The sequence below is a fragment of the Pseudorhizobium banfieldiae genome, assembly GCF_000967425.1.
GTDB classification, from domain to species: Bacteria; Pseudomonadota; Alphaproteobacteria; order Rhizobiales; family Rhizobiaceae; genus Neorhizobium; species Neorhizobium banfieldiae.
In genome coordinates this window covers 1,242,571-1,259,363 of sequence record NZ_FO082820.1, presented here as the reverse complement: position 1 = coordinate 1,259,363, position 16,793 = coordinate 1,242,571, and the positions used below count along the sequence as shown (strand labels likewise).

General features: G+C 62.4%; 9 protein-coding genes, 1 tRNA gene and 1 pseudogene. 3 read left to right on the top strand and 8 right to left on the bottom strand.

The window, feature by feature from the left end:
* The first annotated feature begins 69 nt into the window (after positions 1 to 69).
* Positions 70 to 145, top strand: a tRNA-Val gene (locus NT26_RS06065).
* Between the two features lie 51 nt (positions 146 to 196).
* Here the strand turns inward: NT26_RS06065 and NT26_RS06060 are convergent.
* The 3 genes from NT26_RS06060 to NT26_RS06050 all read right to left on the bottom strand — a co-directional run bounded on the left by NT26_RS06060 (position 197) and on the right by NT26_RS06050 (position 6,239).
* Positions 197 to 1,342, bottom strand: a complete 1,146-nt coding sequence (locus tag NT26_RS06060) for a ceramide glucosyltransferase (RefSeq protein WP_052637904.1) — start codon at positions 1,340 to 1,342, stop codon at positions 197 to 199.
* A 218-nt stretch (positions 1,343 to 1,560) separates the two neighbouring features.
* Complete coding sequence (locus tag NT26_RS06055) at positions 1,561 to 5,001, bottom strand: ATP-binding protein (RefSeq protein ID WP_052637903.1); 3,441 nt, start codon at positions 4,999 to 5,001, stop codon at positions 1,561 to 1,563.
* Complete coding sequence (locus NT26_RS06050) at positions 5,001 to 6,239, bottom strand: metallophosphoesterase family protein (protein WP_052637902.1); 1,239 nt, start codon at positions 6,237 to 6,239, stop codon at positions 5,001 to 5,003. The genes NT26_RS06055 and NT26_RS06050 overlap by 1 nt, the downstream gene beginning before the upstream one ends.
* 108 nt (positions 6,240 to 6,347) lie before the next feature.
* Between NT26_RS06050 and NT26_RS06045 the strand changes: the two genes are divergently transcribed.
* A complete protein-coding gene (locus NT26_RS06045; protein WP_052637901.1) occupies positions 6,348 to 7,334 on the top strand; it encodes an aldo/keto reductase in 987 nt (328 codons plus the stop codon).
* Positions 7,335 to 7,405: 71 nt separating this feature from the next.
* Here NT26_RS06045 and NT26_RS06040 read toward each other — a convergent pair.
* The 5 genes and pseudogenes from NT26_RS06040 to clpP form a co-directional block, all read right to left on the bottom strand.
* Positions 7,406 to 9,585, bottom strand: a pseudogene (locus NT26_RS06040) (esterase-like activity of phytase family protein).
* Between the two features lie 157 nt (positions 9,586 to 9,742).
* Complete coding sequence (gene hupB, locus NT26_RS06035) at positions 9,743 to 10,021, bottom strand: DNA-binding protein HupB (protein WP_052637900.1); 279 nt, start codon at positions 10,019 to 10,021, stop codon at positions 9,743 to 9,745.
* A 187-nt stretch (positions 10,022 to 10,208) separates the two neighbouring features.
* Complete coding sequence (lon, locus tag NT26_RS06030) at positions 10,209 to 12,629, bottom strand: endopeptidase La (RefSeq protein WP_052637899.1); 2,421 nt, start codon at positions 12,627 to 12,629, stop codon at positions 10,209 to 10,211.
* A gap of 355 nt (positions 12,630 to 12,984) precedes the next feature.
* Positions 12,985 to 14,262, bottom strand: a complete 1,278-nt coding sequence (gene clpX / locus NT26_RS06025) for an ATP-dependent Clp protease ATP-binding subunit ClpX (protein ID WP_052637898.1) — start codon at positions 14,260 to 14,262, stop codon at positions 12,985 to 12,987.
* Between the two features lie 273 nt (positions 14,263 to 14,535).
* Positions 14,536 to 15,168, bottom strand: coding sequence for an ATP-dependent Clp endopeptidase proteolytic subunit ClpP (gene clpP, locus NT26_RS06020; RefSeq protein ID WP_052637897.1), 633 nt, complete (start codon positions 15,166 to 15,168; stop codon positions 14,536 to 14,538).
* A gap of 320 nt (positions 15,169 to 15,488) precedes the next feature.
* Between clpP and NT26_RS06015 the strand changes: the two genes are divergently transcribed.
* Entirely contained in the window at positions 15,489 to 16,742 is a 1,254-nt protein-coding gene (locus NT26_RS06015; protein ID WP_052637896.1) for a GGDEF domain-containing protein, read from the top strand.
* The last annotated feature ends 51 nt before the right edge of the window (positions 16,743 to 16,793 follow it).

The following is a 16,793-nucleotide window of genomic DNA, read 5'->3' as shown; positions in this document are numbered from 1 at the left end:
CTTGCGGTTTCTCGCCGATCCGCATAGATCACGCCCACCGACGCGGCGGACATGTTCCGCGACGCGAAAGGGCGATTAGCTCAGTTGGTAGAGCGCCTCGTTTACACCGAGGATGTCGGGAGTTCGAGTCTCTCATCGCCCACCATTCCCTCAGCCTGCACATCAAGAACGCTTTTGAAGCAGAGAATGATCTGCATCAGGTCGCTGGCACCTGTTCCAACTGAGAGCTGTTGGTGTCGATCATCATCCGGTTACCGCGCCAGTCGACTGCGCCACCTAGCCACCCACGCAGCCAGATCGCCGGCATCATGATGTCGCGGACCAGCATGGCTGGCAGGCTCCAGCGGGAGACGCGCCAGTTCCTGGCGGGAGCCAAAACGAGTTCGGGTACATAGATTGCCGTCGCGATTGTCGCCGCCGTGGCTGGAAGGCTGAAACCGCCGGCAGCGGCTGCCGACAGTCCGAACAGCAACGGCGGCAGGAGGCCAAGCAGCGCCTCGGGAGCGAAGAAGCCTGGGAACGTGACCCGGCGCAAGCGCGCCCATCGCCCCTGCCGCGCCCAGATCTCCCTCGCCGTACGCCGCCCGAGCGGCTGCTCAAAGGGCCAGGCCACCAGATGCACCTTTCGGCCGAGCCGATGGACGAGTTTCGTGGCAGCGGCGTCCTCGGCAATTTCCTCGCCAAGCGCCTCGATACTGCCCGCGGCATCAAGGGTCGGCTTATGCCAAAGCATGCTCTTGCCCTGTGCGAAGCCGAGGCCAAGCGCCTCACCGGCATATTGCCAGCGCGCTTGATGCGTATTGAGGAAGGCGCATTCCACTTCCGCCCAGAAACCGCATGGCCGCGACCCCAGGGGCGTCGAACACACCAACCCGGTCTCATCCACCCGCCATGCGGCAAACAGATGATGCAGATATTGCGGCGGCATGAGCACGTTCGAATCGGCCAGAACCACCCAGTCGTACCGGGCGGACCGCCATCCCTTCACGCAGTTGTTGAGCTTGGGGTTTGCGCTGACGCGCTCGTCGCCGACGATAAGCTGCGCCGTCCTCTCCGGATGCGCGGCGATCGTTGCGCGGACGAGCGGGATTGCGGGGTCATCAGGGCTGGCGACGCAGAAGATGAGTTCGTACTCGGGCCAGTCCAGGGCGAAGGCGCGAGCAATCGTGTCTCCGGAGAACTGCTCGACGCCGCACATGGGCACGACGATCGTGGTAGCAGGCTGGACGCTGATCGGCGGCGGCGATGCGCCCTTGGGCGCAAGGCGCCAAGCCGCGATGAGGATGCTGATCCAGTTCGCGCCAACGAGGACCACAGCAGCGGCGGCGAGTAGGACGACCATAAAACACTCCGGCGGCACTGGCCCCGCAAGAACGCCCCGCGGGAATCACCGTGACAGGAATGCGACATCACCACCGCTGTGTTTCAGGCAAATGACAGCGGCGCACGGGAAAGCCTCCTCCTGGATCGCCCGCTACACTTCCATTCGTGCTGCCGGTCCTTCCGGACCTCGGTCGCCACCATCAGGCAGGTTTGTCCCGCCGCCGCAACCGGCAAGCCTCACAAGGCTACGAGATCGACGCCCTCTCCCAATTCGCGGCGCGCTGCCTGCACCACGCTGTCATGGTGCGTGAAGAGAAGCGTCTGGTGCGTCTCGCTGGCGGCGGACAGCGTGCGGAGGGCCGCGGCGGTACGTTCGTCGTCGAAGGTCTGGAAGATGTCGTCGAGAACAAGCGGCGCAGGTTCGTTGCGGCGGCAATAGTCCTCCAGGAAGGCGAGACGCAGCGCGAGGTACAGCTGGTCACCCGTCCCTTCGCTGAGGCCCGATAGCGGCACCTGATCGCCCGTCTGGCGCTCAACGGCAAGCTGCAGTTCGTCCTGCTCGTCATAAAGCTGCAGAAGGCGCGAGAAACGGCCACCCGTCAGGCCTGAAAAAAGCTCCCCTGCCCGCTTCATAACCGGATCCGCCTGCCGCTCGCGATAAGCTTCCATGGAGGAGGAGAGGAGGCTCGCAGCAAGCTTCAGCACCACCCAGCGGCGGGCAAGCTCCTTGGCCTCGGTTTCGGCCGCAAGCTTCTGAAAGACGGCGCGCTCGGCGCCCACGCCGGTTTCCAATTCTCGGCGCCGGCGCTCATTGTCGGCCTTGGCAATGCCGAGCCCGTTCATACGCTCGATCAGTTTATCCTCCTCGCGTCCAAGGCGCTCGATCTCGAGCACTGCCTCCACGCGATCAAAATCCGCCAGGGCGACGCGGATCTCATCCTCCGATGCTCCATCGGCATGCTCGGCGAAACGGTCACGGCATTGTCTGAGCGCGATTTGTAGGCGGTGGCGCTCGTGCAGATCCTCCAGCACCTGCGGGAATTCGGACACCCGGCGGCCCAGGTCCGCAGCCACCGCCGCAGCCTCGGTCGCAAGTTCCGCCTCCTCGGCTGCCAGCCGCGCAAGGGAAAGTTCAAGCCGCTCCAACTGATCGGACAGCGATTCGCGCCGCTTGTTCTCATTGGTCGCCTCCAAGACCCGCTCATGTAGCAGGCCGGCTGCAACATCGGCGGGAATGGCGGCAAGGTCGGGTGCGGCCGAGGCCACCAGCCTGCAGACCGATATCTCGAAGGCCTCCATATCGCGCACCATCCCGCGAACGCGCCGCTGGCGGTTCTCGCGTTCGGAGAGAAGCCCCGGCACCGTGCGCCATGCCTCCAGCGCGGCAAGCGCCATGGGTGGATCGGCGTCCTCGGGCAAACCGACAGCAACGGCTGCGGCAGAGAACTTGCGCTGCCAGGCACTGACATTGCCTATCAATTCGCGTTCGCGCTCCTCGAGCCGGCCGATCGCCTCCTCTGCCATTGCCCGTTTCGTCTCGCTACTGCGACTGTCCAGCCATTCCTGGCCGATCTCCGACAACCTGCGCTCCAGCCCACGGCCAAGCGCCACGGTCGGGAGGGCCACTGCTGCGAGCGCCACTGCATCCGCAATCGACAGGAGGGACGGCCGCACCGCCTCCTCCCTCAGCCGCAACACCTCCATCTCGTCATGGAGAAGATCGATCTCGCGGAGTTGCCGGAAACAGTCCTCCACTGCCCGGCGCCAATCGATCATGCGTTCAGGCGCGGTTGGCTGGATACGCGACGCGCGGAAGGCATCCTCGTAGGCGGTCACGGCATCGGAGAGCACGATCTCTGCGAGTCGCAGCGCGTCACGTGTCTCCGCGAGTTCCCGTTCCAGCTCCGCCTGCCGCAGAGTCAACTGCGCATGCCGGGTGACCCGCTCGGCATCGGCAAGAGCTGCATCGGCAAGCCGGTCCGCCTGCGCCATCCCGGCTGCCAGACTATCGAAGTTAGCCGCATCGGGTGTCTTGCGGGCGATGTCGAATTGACGGTCGCGGACGACCCGGCTTGTCGCGATTTCCTCCCGAGAAACGACGGGTCCCTCGACTTCCAGCGCCGCCATCTCGCGGCGAGCTCGTGCGGCCTCTCCGTCGAGGGTGGCGAGACGTCCCTCGACCTCCTTCGCCTCGACCCGAGCCGTATCGAGCATGCGCCGGTGGGCGGAGATTTCAGCTGCATCGGGCAGCGGCGCGGAAGCAAGCGCCCGCAGGTCGGAGACAGCGGGATCGAGGCGCGCCGTGGCAGTGACCAGATCGGCTTCGAAGCGGGCAAGCTTCACCTGCAGCGCCTCCAGGCGCTGGAGTTCGACCAGATCCGGCTGCAGCGCAGCCAGTTGATCGGCCCATGGCTTCGGATCAACGAGATGCGTCGTCCCTGCCGCCTTTCGCATGTCCCGCAATGCGTCGTGATGCTCTTCCATCCGCTGGCGGGTATCCCGCAGCATGCGGTCGAGGGCCGTCCCCTCGTCCAGCAGCGAACGCAGGCGTGCAAGCTCGGCATCGGGCGGCTGACGGCTTTCCAGGTCGGAAAGGGCAAGGCCGAGACGTCGGGCCGCATCCGCAAGCCGCTGGTCGTAGTCATCCGCCTCGCCCCGAACACGGGCAATGTCCTCGCGCGCCTTGGCATAAACGCCCTTGTCCGAGTGTGCGGACATGATGGCGGCCGACGCGGCAAGCAGCGCATCCTCGACATGGATGGCGGCGATCTCGTCGCGGAGCCGTGCAAGATCGCCCTCCCCACGCCGGAGGGCTGCCTCGTTCTCGCGCATGCGCTCAAGCAGCGAGGCAAGCTGCGGCTCGAGGTCCGCCGGCTGGCTGGCCAGCCATTCGTACTCAGCAATCTGCTCCCGCTCACGATCGATTTCACGAATGATCGGGTCCAGCCGTTGCAGCATGCGCAAGTGCTCGAGCCGGCGGATGTTCTCCTGCCGCGCTGTCAGCACACTGGCCAGCTCAGTCTCCAGGTCGTTCTGCTCTGCAACCAGCTTCTTCCAGTCTCCTGATTTCAGCTCATTCTCGCGCTCGGCCCGTCGCGCCTCGTCGTGGGCGTCGAGCACCTGATAGAAAAGCCGGTCCCGGGAGCGACGCGGCGCGTAGATCGCGTCGGCCTCGGCCTCCAGGCCTTTCCGCATGTCGGCCAGGCCGGTGAGGCCGGAGGCAGCTGAGAAAAGCAGGTTGCCGATCTCGCCGCCGCTCTTCAGCATGCTGTCGCCGCCGGCGCGCAGCGACGACGAGTTCAAGCCGAAGGCGCGCTCGAAGACGTCGCGGGACAGGGTGCCGAGAAAAGGCGCCAGCGCGTCGTCGGCCAGGGCTTCCTCCGGATCGCTCGCGGCAAGAAGCGTACTCTTGCGGCCTTTGCGTCGGCGGAACTCAAGCGATGCGCCCTCACGCGAGGAAATGAGTGCGCCGATCCGAAGGCTGGCGGCGTCGCTCTTGAAACCATAGTGCGTCCGCTCCGGGAAACCGAACAGCAGGTCGGAAATTGCAGAGAGCGCGGACGACTTGCCCGCCTCGTTCGGCCCGTAGACGATGTGCAGCCGGGCATCCGGGCGAAAGAGAAGACTTCGATCGGCGAGAGCGCCGTAGCGGAGGATGTCCAGACGGTCGAAGCGCATCAGCGGGATCCTCCTGCCCGTGCGAGCAGAAGATCCCGCGCTTCGGCGAGCAGCGTTTCGGCGTCATCCCCAAGCGCCACGTCCTGTGCGCCGAGGCCGCCGGGCAGCCGCGCCGTAATCTCGGCGATCCTTGCCTGAGCCTCCGCCAGCAGTTCGACCGGCAGCGTTTCGAGCGCAAGCAGGCCGTCCAGCCCAAGGGATTGCTGACCACCCACGCCCCCTGCCCCGCTGGCATCCTCCACCCGAACCTCGACCTTTTCCAGCCAGACATCCTCGTGGCAACGGTGGCAGGCAGCCTGCGCCTCGTCCCGGAAATCCTGCGCGTGGGCAAGGAGCTCGCGACGATAGCTGCTTCTGCCCGTCAGCCGGACACGCAGCGCCAGTGGCCGCCCCTCCATCTCATCCGCAATGTTCTCCAGCGCCGTCTCGATGCGCCGGAGAATCGCCGGTAGGTCGTCCTCGGCCTCGACAACTACCGACTTCTGCGCAAAACGGGCGCTGTCGGTGATCATCCGCTCATGGGTGACTGTCCCGTCCTCCACGGAGACAAGGACCGCCCCCTTCGCCCCCTGCTCGCGAATAGAGCGCCCCTGGAGGTTGCCGGGAAAGATGATCGGAGGGTTGTCCGAGACGACCTCGTAGTCATGGACATGGCCCAGCGCCCAATAGTCGTAGCCGCGCGAGCGCAGGTCCTCGACCGAACAAGGGGCGTAGGGCGCATGGGGCTCGCGTCCCGTCAGCGAGGTGTGCAGGACGCCGATGTTGAACCAGCCTGGCTGCGGCGGTGGATAGGCCAGCGCCAGGTTCTCCGTCGCGGAGCGTTCCGCAAAGCCCTGTCCGTGCAGCGCGACCTTCAGGTGATCGAGCGTGAACGTGCCCGGCTTGTTGACGGGGAACTCGCGGACATTCGGCGGCAGCGTGATGGTCCTAGTGATGACGCTTTCCGCATCGTGATTGCCCTTCAGCAGGAAGACAGGAATTCCCGCCCGATCGAGCCGCGCCACCTCACGGTTGAAGAAGAGACCGATCTTGTTGTCCTTCCAGTCGCCATCATAGACGTCGCCGGCAACCAGGAGAAAATCGACATTCCGGTCTATCGCCTGGTCTACCAAGGCGGTGAAGGCGCGTCGGCTTGCCTCCATGAACATTTCGGCCACCGCGGCATCCTTCATCGCCAGCCCTTGGAACGGGCTGCCGAGATGCAGGTCGGCGGCATGGATGAAGGAGAAGGAGGACATCGAATCGCTTGCTTTTGTTGTGTCACCTGAGCAGGTGTTTTAGGCAAAGCGCAGGCATGGCGGAAGCATCCGCCGCACAGGCCTGTGGATAGGCATCGGAGGAAGACAATGAGACAGCACGCATTCGGCCGCACATCGTTCACCGTCAGCGAGGTCGGCTTCGGCGCCTGGCAGATCGGCGGCTCCTGGGGCGATGTCAGCGAAGCCGATGGCCGGGCAGCACTTGAAGCAGCTCTCGATGCAGACGTGACCTTCATCGACACGGCTGACGTCTATGGCGACGGACGCTCGGAGAAGATCATTTCAAGTGTTCTGAAGGCGCGCGGCGGCGAACGGCCGATGATCGCCACCAAGGCCGGCCGCCGGCTCGATCCGCACAATGCCGAGGGGTACACCAAGGCGAACCTCGAAGCCTTCATCGACCGCAGCCTCTCGAACCTCGGCGTCGACAGCCTCGACCTGGTGCAACTGCACTGCCCGCCGACGGAAGTTCTCTACCGGCCAGAGGTCTTCGGAGCGCTGGACGACCTGCGCCGGGCCGGCAAGATCAGGAACTACGGCGTTAGCGTGGAGAAGGTGGAGGAGGCGCTGAAGGCGATCGAATATCCGGACGTCGTCAGCATCCAGATCATCTACAACATCTTTCGCCAGCGACCAGCCGACCTGTTCTTCAAGGAGGCAAAGCGCAAGGACGTCGCGGTCATCGTCCGCGTGCCGCTGGCGAGCGGCCTGCTGTCCGGCAAGATCACGAGGGACACGACATTCGCCAGTGACGACCATCGCCAGTTCAACCGCCATGGCGAGGCGTTCGACGTGGGCGAGACCTTTGCCGGAGTGCCCTTGGAAGTGGGCCTGCAGGCGGTGGAAGAGGTTCGAAAGCTGGTGCCACAGGGCGCGCCCATGGCCGCTTTCGCGCTCAAGTGGATCCTGATGAACGAGGCCGTGACCGTCGTCATTCCAGGCGCACGCAACGCGGAGCAAGCGCGCTCCAATGCAGCGGCCGCGGAGCTTGCGGCCATTTCGGATGACGTGATGACCGCAACCAAGGAAATCTATGCCCGGCTCATCGCACCGCACGTTCACCAGCGCTGGTAGTTCAGCCGGAAGAGATCGAGAACGGACAAAGGCCGGTCGGCAAGCCCGGCCTTTTCTGTTATTCGCGGCCTTCAGTTGATGACATTGATGGTCACCGGGAAGAACAGCGTCTCACCCGAAGAATCGTCGACGCCATCATTGTCCGTCACGGCGAAAGCCTTGCCGGACTTGTCGAAGGCGAAGCCTTCAAGCTTGTCGACGACATATCCGTTGGTCGCAGACTTGAGGTCCGGAATGAAGTCATGGACTTCTTCCTTGGCAACCAGCGGCAACGCCTCGCCGAGCTTGGCCGGCTTCAGGTCGGCGATAGCGACGCGGTAGAGCTTCTTTAGTTTTGCCTTGTCGCCGATCAGGTTGTCGCGCTCGATGATGTAGACATGGTCGCCATGGGCGGTGATTTCCGACAGGCCGACCCAGCCTTCTTCCGTCTTCTCGAGCGGATAACGTACAGCGCCCCACTCCTTTGACGACGGCTTGTAGGAAAGCAGCTTGACGGTGCCCTTCTCGTCGTCCTTCCATTCGCGCTGGACGGCCATCCAGAGCGTCAGCTCGTCGCCCTCGCCGATCGTCGTGATCCCTTCGAGGCCGAACCGGGTCTGGCCTGCAAGCAATTCGACAGGCAAGGCAATCTCCGACTTGATCTCGCCCTTCGCATTGACGTTGTAGATGCCGTGGCCGACGAACTTGGCACTGTCACCCTCGGAAGCGAGCCAGAAGCCGCCCTTCCCGTCGAGCGCGATGCCTTCGATGTCCAGCTTCTGGGCCGGCTGGCCGCCACGCGTGATGCGGGTGACGCCCGTGATCTCGGCGGGTTTCCTGCTGGCATCGATGGTGAAGATGGAAGGCTGCATGCCATAGAAGCTGTCGCTGACGGCATAAAGGATGCCGTCCTTCTCCGCATCGCCGACGAGGCCGGAGAGCGCGCCCCAGCCGATGGGCGTGCCGTCGACGTCGTTGGACACGATGGTCGGGTATGCCTTCTCGGCTTCAGCCAGTTCGTAGATCATCACGTGCGAGCGGGCACCGCCATCCTCGCCGAGATCAACCTCGTGGGCCGAGGCGATCAGGTTACGGGCCGGGATGGCGACAGCACCTTCCGGCGAAATGCCGGACGGCAGAAGCTGCACGAGTTCCGGCTCGCTGCCTGTATCCTTGTAGACAGCCATGAGGGAGGCACGCTCCAGCAGGACGAAGAAATACTGCTGGTCGCCGAACTCGGCCGCTTCCATGCCTTCGGGTTCTATGCCCTTGCTCTTGGCCCGCTTGTCCGGGAAATGGCCGAGGCGTGCGACTTCGCGCTCCAGGGAGGTACCGGCGTCATAGAGCACCTTGCCGGAGCGGTCGAAGATCGTGAAGCCACGCGAACCGCCCTTGTAGTCGCCCTCATTGGCGACGACCAGACGATCGGTCCCCAGCCACTTCACCGAATCCGGCTCACGCGGCACGCCATCGATCCTGCCGGTAAACTCCAGTGCGCCATCGCTCCTGGTATCGACGCCGTCGAGATCGACCGTGCCGGCGGTGAAGTGGCCAGTGACCCTCGCCGTTGTGCTGTCGACGATGACGATGTGGTTGTTTTCCTGCAGTGTTACGGCGATCTCGCCGTCAGCGTTGATGTTGACGAATTCCGGCTCGGGATCTTCCGGAGCAACCGTCGCCAATCCGGTGAGATCGACGCGCTTGATGCTGTCGCAGGCGGGGGTGCCATCGTTCAGCGAGAGGATCAGCAACTCGCCAGCCGGCAGCTGCGGAATTGCTCCGTCGTTCAATTCCTCGTCGCGCTGGTTTTCGATCGCGATTGCGGCGAACGTTCCATCTGGAGAAAGTCGGGCTGGCCGCCAAGATCGCAGACGTTCTCCAGCTTTCTCGAAGCGACATCGACAACGCCAAGGTCGCCAGCTGGCTTCGTCATGTCCTCGGTGCGATCGATGGTGACCAGTACCTTCTCGCCAACCGCCGCCACCGAATTCGGCTCGCTGTCGATCGCGATGGAGCCGCCGGCCTTCGGCGACCTGGGATCGGTGATGTCGATGAACCCGATCGTGCCGCCCGGCGCGTCGGAGTAAATGAGCGTGTTGCCGTCCGGTGTGGCGGTGATGATCTCCGAGGACGTCGTCTTGTCTTCACCCTCGTCGAGATTGCTGGCGACAGGGAAGGTTGCGATGCGATTGAAGAACAGCTCGGCCGCTGCTGGGAACGCAGCGGAGGCGAGCAAGGCCGCTGCAAGCGCGGCGGTCACAGTAGTTTTCATAGGAAAGCCCTCCTGTCCATAATCGAACAGGGCGCTTTTGCGGCACCTGCGTGACACACAGATGACATGCGGAGCACCTTAGAGGTTTCTAAGAGAGCCTCGACAAACGAAAAAGGCCCGGCAAGCCGGGCCTCGAAAATCCATGTGACGCAGCAGCTTACTTGCCGTTGACGGCGTCCTTCAGACCCTTACCGGCCGAGAACTTCGGCACGTTGCGGGCCGGGATGTCCACTTCGGCGCCCGTCGACGGGTTACGGCCCTTCGAGGCTTCGCGACGAGAAACGGAGAAGCTGCCGAAACCGGCCAGACGGATATCGCCGCCGTTCTTCAGTTCGGCCTGAACGGTGTCAAATACAGCGTCAACTGCCGAAGCTGCGTCAGCCTTGGAGAGGCCAGCCTTTTCGGCAACAGCCGTAACGAGCTCAGTCTTGTTCATGTTTCCACCCCTTTCAAATGGTATTGAAACGACTCAAGTTATCCGGCCCGACATTAAATACCCGTCAGGCCTTCGCAAGCCACAAGCCTCGCTATAGCCTGAAAAACAAGGGGCAACGCTTCATTTTCACCAAAAAAGCCGGCTGGGAGCCGGCTTTTTTCAGTAAGCGTGCCAATTTGGCATAAGCCTAGTGGGCAATCGAGGTGCCGGTGTCGTCGACACCCTCTACGGTAGCGATCACCGGCGTCTCGATGGAACCATCCCATTCGATCGGCTCGGGCTTGCGAAGGAGCGCGTGCTCGATCACCTCGCCCATCCTGGAAACCGGGATGATCTCCATGTTGTTCTTCACGTTGTCCGGAATGTCAGCCAGGTCCTTGGCGTTCTCTTCCGGGATCAGAACCTTCTTGATGCCGCCACGAAGAGCTGCGAGCAGCTTCTCCTTGAGCCCGCCGATCGGCAGGACGCGTCCGCGCAGGGTAATCTCACCCGTCATGGCCACGTTCTTGTCGACCGGGATTCCCGTCATGATCGAGACGATCGCCGTCGCCATGGCAACACCGGCAGAAGGACCATCCTTGGGCGTTGCGCCTTCCGGCACGTGCACGTGGATGTCCGACTTGTCGAAGCGCGGCGGCTCGATGCCGAAATCGACAGCGCGGGAGCGGACATAGGATGCCGCGGCCGAGATCGATTCCTTCATCACGTCACGCAGGTTGCCGGTCACCGTCATGCGGCCCTTGCCGGGCATCATGACGCCTTCGATCGTCAGCAACTCGCCGCCGACCTCGGTCCAGGCCAAGCCTGTCACGACACCAACCTGATCCTCCCGTTCGGCTTCACCGTGACGGAAGCGCGGCACACCCAGGAAGTCGTGGATGTTGGCAGCGGTGACGTCGACGGTCTTCGTCTTGCCCTTGATGATCTCGGTCACCGCCTTGCGGGCGAGTTTCATCAGTTCGCGTTCGAAGTTACGTACGCCTGCTTCACGGGTGTACTGCTGGATCACAGCCATTAGCGCATCGTCGCTTACCGAGAACTCGTTCGGCTGCAACGCATGCTCCTTGATCGCCTTCGGCAGTAGGTGACGCTTGGCGATCTCCAGCTTTTCCTCTTCGGTATAGCCGGCGATGCGGATGATCTCCATGCGGTCCATAAGCGGCGCCGGGATGTTCAGCGTGTTCGCAGTCGTGATGAACATCACGTCCGAAAGGTCGTACTCGACTTCCAGATAGTGGTCCATGAACGTCGAGTTCTGCGCCGGATCCAGCACCTCGAGCAGCGCCGACGACGGATCGCCGCGGTAGTCCTGGCCGAGCTTGTCGATCTCGTCGAGCAGGAATAGCGGGTTCGACTTCTTCGCCTTCTTCATCGACTGGATGACCTTGCCGGGCATGGAGCCGATATAGGTGCGGCGGTGACCGCGGATCTCGGCTTCGTCACGGACGCCGCCGAGCGCCATGCGCACGTATTCACGGCCGGTCGCCTTGGCAATCGACTGGGCAAGCGAGGTCTTGCCCACGCCGGGAGGGCCGACGAGGCAGAGGATCGGACCCTTGATCTTCGTGGCCCGGGCCTGCACCGCCAGATATTCGACGATACGCTCCTTGACCTTCTCCAGACCGAAGTGATCCTGCTCAAGGATCTTTTCGGCATTGTTCAGGTCGGTCTTGATCTTCGACTTCTTGCTCCACGGGATCGAGAGCAGCCAGTCGAGATAGTTGCGCACGACGGTGGCTTCCGCCGACATCGGGCTCATCTGGCGAAGCTTCTTCATTTCGGCATCCGCCTTTTCGCGGGCCTCCTTCGAAAGCTTCGTCTTGGCAATGCGCTCTTCCAGCTCGGCCATCTCGTCACGGCCATCCTCGCCGTCGCCGAGTTCCTTCTGGATCGCCTTCATCTGTTCGTTGAGGTAGTATTCGCGCTGGGTCTTCTCCATCTGGCGCTTGACGCGCGAGCGGATGCGCTTTTCCACCTGCAGGACCGAGATCTCGCCTTCCATGAAGCCGAGCGCTTTTTCGAGACGACCCTTGACGCTGACCGTTTCGAGCATCTCCTGCTTCTCGGTGATCTTGATCGACAGGTGCGATGCGACCGTATCGGCGAGCTTCGAGTAGTCCTCGATCTGGCTTGCGGCGCCAACGACTTCCGGCGAAATCTTCTTGTTGAGCTTCACGTAGTTCTCGAATTCGGAAACCACGGAACGCGACAGCGCCTCGACCTCGACGGCATCTTCTTCCGGCTCAGCCAGGATGTTGGCCTTCGCCTCGTAGAATTCGTCGCGGTCGGTATAGCTGTCGATCTTCGCGCGGGCGCGTCCTTCGACGAGCACCTTGACGGTCCCATCGGGGAGCTTCAGCAGTTGCAGGACATTGGCAACCGTGCCGATCTTGTAGATTGCCGAAGGCTCGGGATCATCGTCGCCGGCATTGATCTGCGTGACCAGCATGATCTGCTTGTCCGACCCCATCACTTCTTCCAGCGCGCGAATGGATTTTTCCCGGCCCACGAAGAGCGGTACGATCATATGCGGGAAAACCACGATGTCGCGCAGGGGCAAGACCGGAAAGGTTTCGCCACCGGGAGCCAAAGACGTTGGATTCGTCATTCTTCTTCCTTTCATATCCCGTTGCCGGGATTCGTCCCCAGACCTGTTATCCGGGCCGTCCACTTGAGCCCAAAGTGGAGAGTGAGACTGTTGATTTCAAGCCTCGTTCACCGTTTGCCCCCCTGCTGGCAAGGCACCGGGACAATGGAGACGCGGGTTACGCCGGACGCGGGAAACGCGGGAGCCGTTCACAGGTGTGCAAGCAGGATCGCCGATTCCTAACCCTCATTCATAGCGACTAAACGGAGCCAAGCGAAGCACAATGCGCAGGATCAACAGGCGCTGGCTGCAAAACTGGAGCCCAGAACGACAAAGAGGCCCGCGAGGGGCCTCTTTTGAAACGATCGTTGCCTTCTCAGGCGGACACGTTCGCCTTTTCCTCCTGCCGTTCGGCATAGATGTAGAGAGGACGGGCACTGCCCTTCACGACATCGTCGGAAATCACTACTTCGCGGACGCCTTCCAGCGCCGGCAGTTCAAACATTGTGTCGAGCAGGATCTTCTCCATGATGGAACGAAGTCCGCGGGCGCCGGTCTTGCGGGTGATGGCCTTGCGGGCGATCTCGCGGAGAGCGTCCTCGTGGAAGGTGAGTTCCACGTCTTCCATCTCGAACAGGCGCTGATACTGCTTCACCAGCGCGTTCTTCGGCTCGGACAGGATCTGGATCAGCGCATCCTCGTCCAGGTCCTCGAGCGTTGCCAGAACCGGCAGACGGCCGATGAATTCCGGGATGAGGCCGAACTTGACCAGATCTTCCGGCTCCAGTTCGCGCAGGACTTCGCCGACGCGGCGATCGTCTTCCGCCTTGACCGTTGCGCCGAAGCCGATCGAGGTCTTCTCGCCACGGGCGGAGATGATCTTGTCGAGACCGGCGAAGGCGCCGCCGCAGATGAACAGGATGTTCGTCGTATCCACCTGCAGGAATTCCTGCTGCGGATGCTTGCGGCCACCCTGCGGGGGTACGGATGCAACCGTGCCTTCCATGATCTTCAGAAGCGCCTGCTGGACGCCCTCGCCCGACACGTCGCGGGTGATCGAGGGGTTGTCGGACTTCCGCGAGATCTTGTCGACCTCGTCGATGTAGACGATGCCGCGCTGGGCGCGCTCGACATTGTAGTCGGCAGCCTGAAGGAGCTTCAGGATAATGTTCTCGACATCCTCACCGACATAACCAGCTTCCGTCAGGGTCGTGGCATCCGCCATGGTGAAGGGAACGTCGATGATGCGGGCGAGCGTCTGGGCAAGATAGGTCTTGCCGCAGCCGGTTGGGCCGACCAGCATGATGTTCGACTTCGCAAGCTCGACTTCACCGCCCTTCGAGGCATGGGCCAACCGCTTGTAGTGGTTGTGCACCGCCACCGAGAGGATGCGCTTGGCCTGCTGCTGGCCGATCACGTATTCGTCGAGGACCTTGATGATGTCCTGCGGTGTCGGCACGCCGTCGCGGGACTTCACCATGGAAGACTTGTTCTCTTCCCGGATAATGTCCATGCAGAGCTCGACGCACTCATCGCAGATGAACACCGTCGGACCGGCGATCAGCTTGCGGACTTCGTGCTGGCTCTTGCCGCAGAACGAACAATAGAGAGTATTCTTGGAGTCGCCGCCGTTGCTGCCGCTGACTTTGCTCATATCACTTTCCTTCCAGCACTCCGCCTTCCCGTTGCCGGGTGCGGTCCACTCATTGGCCGGCACCGGAACCACCCGGTATGATGTGCCGGCTTTGCCTGGGGTACTCTACCGTTCCGGAGGCATCTCCTTCTCGGCGGCAACGAACCCCCATCAACGAATGCTATGCAGCAAAGCTCTACACAGCATTAACAAGTACTAATACCGGTTTCCGATGCCCGCGAAACCCCTGCCTTTGTAACATAGGGGTGACAGCGGCGGTAAACCGGCATTACCTCAATCCGCGGAACCGCCTTCGAGTTCCTGCCGCGAGGTAAGGATCTTGTCGATCACGCCCCACTCCTTGGCCTCATCAGCATCCATGAAATGGTCGCGATCGAGCGTCTTTTCGACTTCCTCGTAGGTCCGCCCGGTATGCTTCTCGTAGACCTCGTTGAGGCGTCTCTTCATTTTCAATATGTCACGAGCATGGCGTTCGATGTCCGACGCCTGCCCCTGGAAACCGCCCGAAGGCTGGTGGACCATGATGCGGGAGTTCGGAGTCGCGAAGCGCATGCCTTTCTCGCCGGCTGCAAGCAGCAGCGAGCCCATCGACGCAGCCTGGCCGATGCACAGTGTCGAGACGGCAGGCTTGATGAACTGCATGGTGTCGTAGATCGCCATACCAGCGGTCACGACGCCACCCGGCGAGTTGATATAGAGGGCGATCTCCTTCTTGGGGTTCTCCGCCTCGAGAAAGAGAAGCTGGGCACAAACCAGGGACGCCATGTGATCTTCCACCGGCCCCGTCAGGAAGATGATGCGTTCCTTCAAGAGCCGCGAGTAGATGTCGTACGACCGCTCGCCGCGATTGGTCTGCTCGACGACCATCGGCACCAGAGCCATGGCAGTATCGACGGGATTTCTCATGTCAGTCCTTTGTCACGCTTTTCCGGAGGGGGAAGCCCCAGAATCAGATGGAATAGGTCAACCCCTACATAGAGTGTCAACACCCGGCACTTCAAGACGGCGGCGGCGTTATCCTTAACCATCCGGGCTGTGTGCCTTGTAACCGATCTTGCGGCTCGATGGCGGTCCGACGGCACGCGGCGAGCCCCTACCACAGCTTTGTCCCGGAACGTGGTAAACTGAACCTGAACGCACAATGCGCCCGATCGAGGCTTCGGCAACACGTCCTTAAACAGTGGCGGCTATAGCTGGCAGCACAGAGGCTGAAGAGGGATCTGGAGATGGACATCTTAACCGGTCTGGTCGTTTGGGCAGCGCAAGCAACAACGCTGAGCCTCCTTCTCTTCGTATGGTGGATGCGTGACCGCAGCCAGATGTTCAAGTTGAGCTGGAGCGTCGCCTTTGCGCTGCTCGCCGGCGGACTATTGCTGGTGGGTCTGCGCGGACAGATCGCGACTTTCCTGTCGGTCGAGATCGCCAACACGATGCTGCTCGCGTCGATCGGGCTGCTGATCGGCGGCATGCAACAGTTCGATGGGAAACGAATAGACCCCTATATCGCCATTCCTGCACTGATCTGGGTCGGTGGGATGCTTCTTCCCTTCATCCGGGAGGACTTCAGCGCCAGGGTCATCCTCTACAACGTCGCCGCCAGCATCGGCTTTGCCATGTTCATCGCCATCGTCCTGCACATCCGTAGCGGGCGGACTTGGGCGAGACGGCTGCTGGCCGGCGTTCTCGGCATCCACATCGCCTCCAGCCTTACGAATGCGGCCATGGCCGCACTTTCGGTTGCGACGTCCTTCTCAACCATGCCCTCACCCGCCTTCGTGCTGCTACCCGGGGCCTTCTGCTTCGTCGCCGCCGTGCTGACAGGAGCGCAGATGATGACCGAGCAGTCCGAGGAACGGCTGAAGGCGCTCGCCTCGACGGATCCGCTGACCGGCATCCTCAATCGACGGGGCCTAATCAACGAGTTCCAGGCGCGGTGTACGTCCGTCGTCCCGGACAAGCCTCTGGTCGCTCTCCTGCATTTCGACATCGACAATTTCAAGCAGATCAACGACCGCTACGGCCATCAGGCAGGCGACGGCGTTCTGGTCGCCTTCTCCCGCCTTGCCTCGATTTCACTTTCTCCCCGCGGCGCCTTCGGGCGCATGGGCGGTGAAGAATTCGCCTCGGTTCTGCGGGTCGCCGACATGGTGGAGGCAGCCAGCATTGCCGAGGGGCTTCGGATGACGCTTGCCCTTCAGACACTCTCTGCAGGCGAGCATCGTTTCGGCGTCACGGTCAGCGTGGGCATCGCGCTGAAGCCGGCAGCCGAGGCAGATCTCGACCACCTTCTCAGCGCAGCAGATCGCGCTCTCTACGCTGCAAAAGCGGCGGGCAGGAACTGCACGGCGGTGGAGCAAGGCAACGCGGCAACGATCATTCCCTCGGCGGCAATGCTTACCAGGCATGAGATGGCGCTCGAGATCCACGCGAGCGAACAGGTCGCGACGCTCAGGCGACTGAGTGCGGTGGCGACATCCTGATAGCACGTCACCTCTTGCCGCCATCGGTTCGGGCCCCACATCCTCCCAGGA

Excerpts from the sequence above, each read along its gene's own strand:
- NT26_RS06060 (WP_052637904.1), bottom strand. The coding sequence starts at position 1,342 with ATGGTCGTCCTACTCGCCGCCGCTGCTGTGGTCCTCGTTGGCGCGAAC.
- NT26_RS06055 (WP_052637903.1), bottom strand. The coding sequence starts at position 5,001 with ATGCGCTTCGACCGTCTGGACATCCTCCGCTACGGCGCTCTCGCCGAT.
- NT26_RS06050 (WP_052637902.1), bottom strand. The coding sequence starts at position 6,239 with ATGTCCTCCTTCTCCTTCATCCATGCCGCCGACCTGCATCTCGGCAGC.
- NT26_RS06045 (WP_052637901.1), top strand. The coding sequence starts at position 6,348 with ATGAGACAGCACGCATTCGGCCGCACATCGTTCACCGTCAGCGAGGTC.
- hupB (WP_052637900.1), bottom strand. The coding sequence starts at position 10,021 with ATGAACAAGACTGAGCTCGTTACGGCTGTTGCCGAAAAGGCTGGCCTC.
- lon (WP_052637899.1), bottom strand. The coding sequence starts at position 12,629 with ATGACGAATCCAACGTCTTTGGCTCCCGGTGGCGAAACCTTTCCGGTC.
- clpX (WP_052637898.1), bottom strand. The coding sequence starts at position 14,262 with ATGAGCAAAGTCAGCGGCAGCAACGGCGGCGACTCCAAGAATACTCTC.
- clpP (WP_052637897.1), bottom strand. The coding sequence starts at position 15,168 with ATGAGAAATCCCGTCGATACTGCCATGGCTCTGGTGCCGATGGTCGTC.
- NT26_RS06015 (WP_052637896.1), top strand. The coding sequence starts at position 15,489 with ATGGACATCTTAACCGGTCTGGTCGTTTGGGCAGCGCAAGCAACAACG.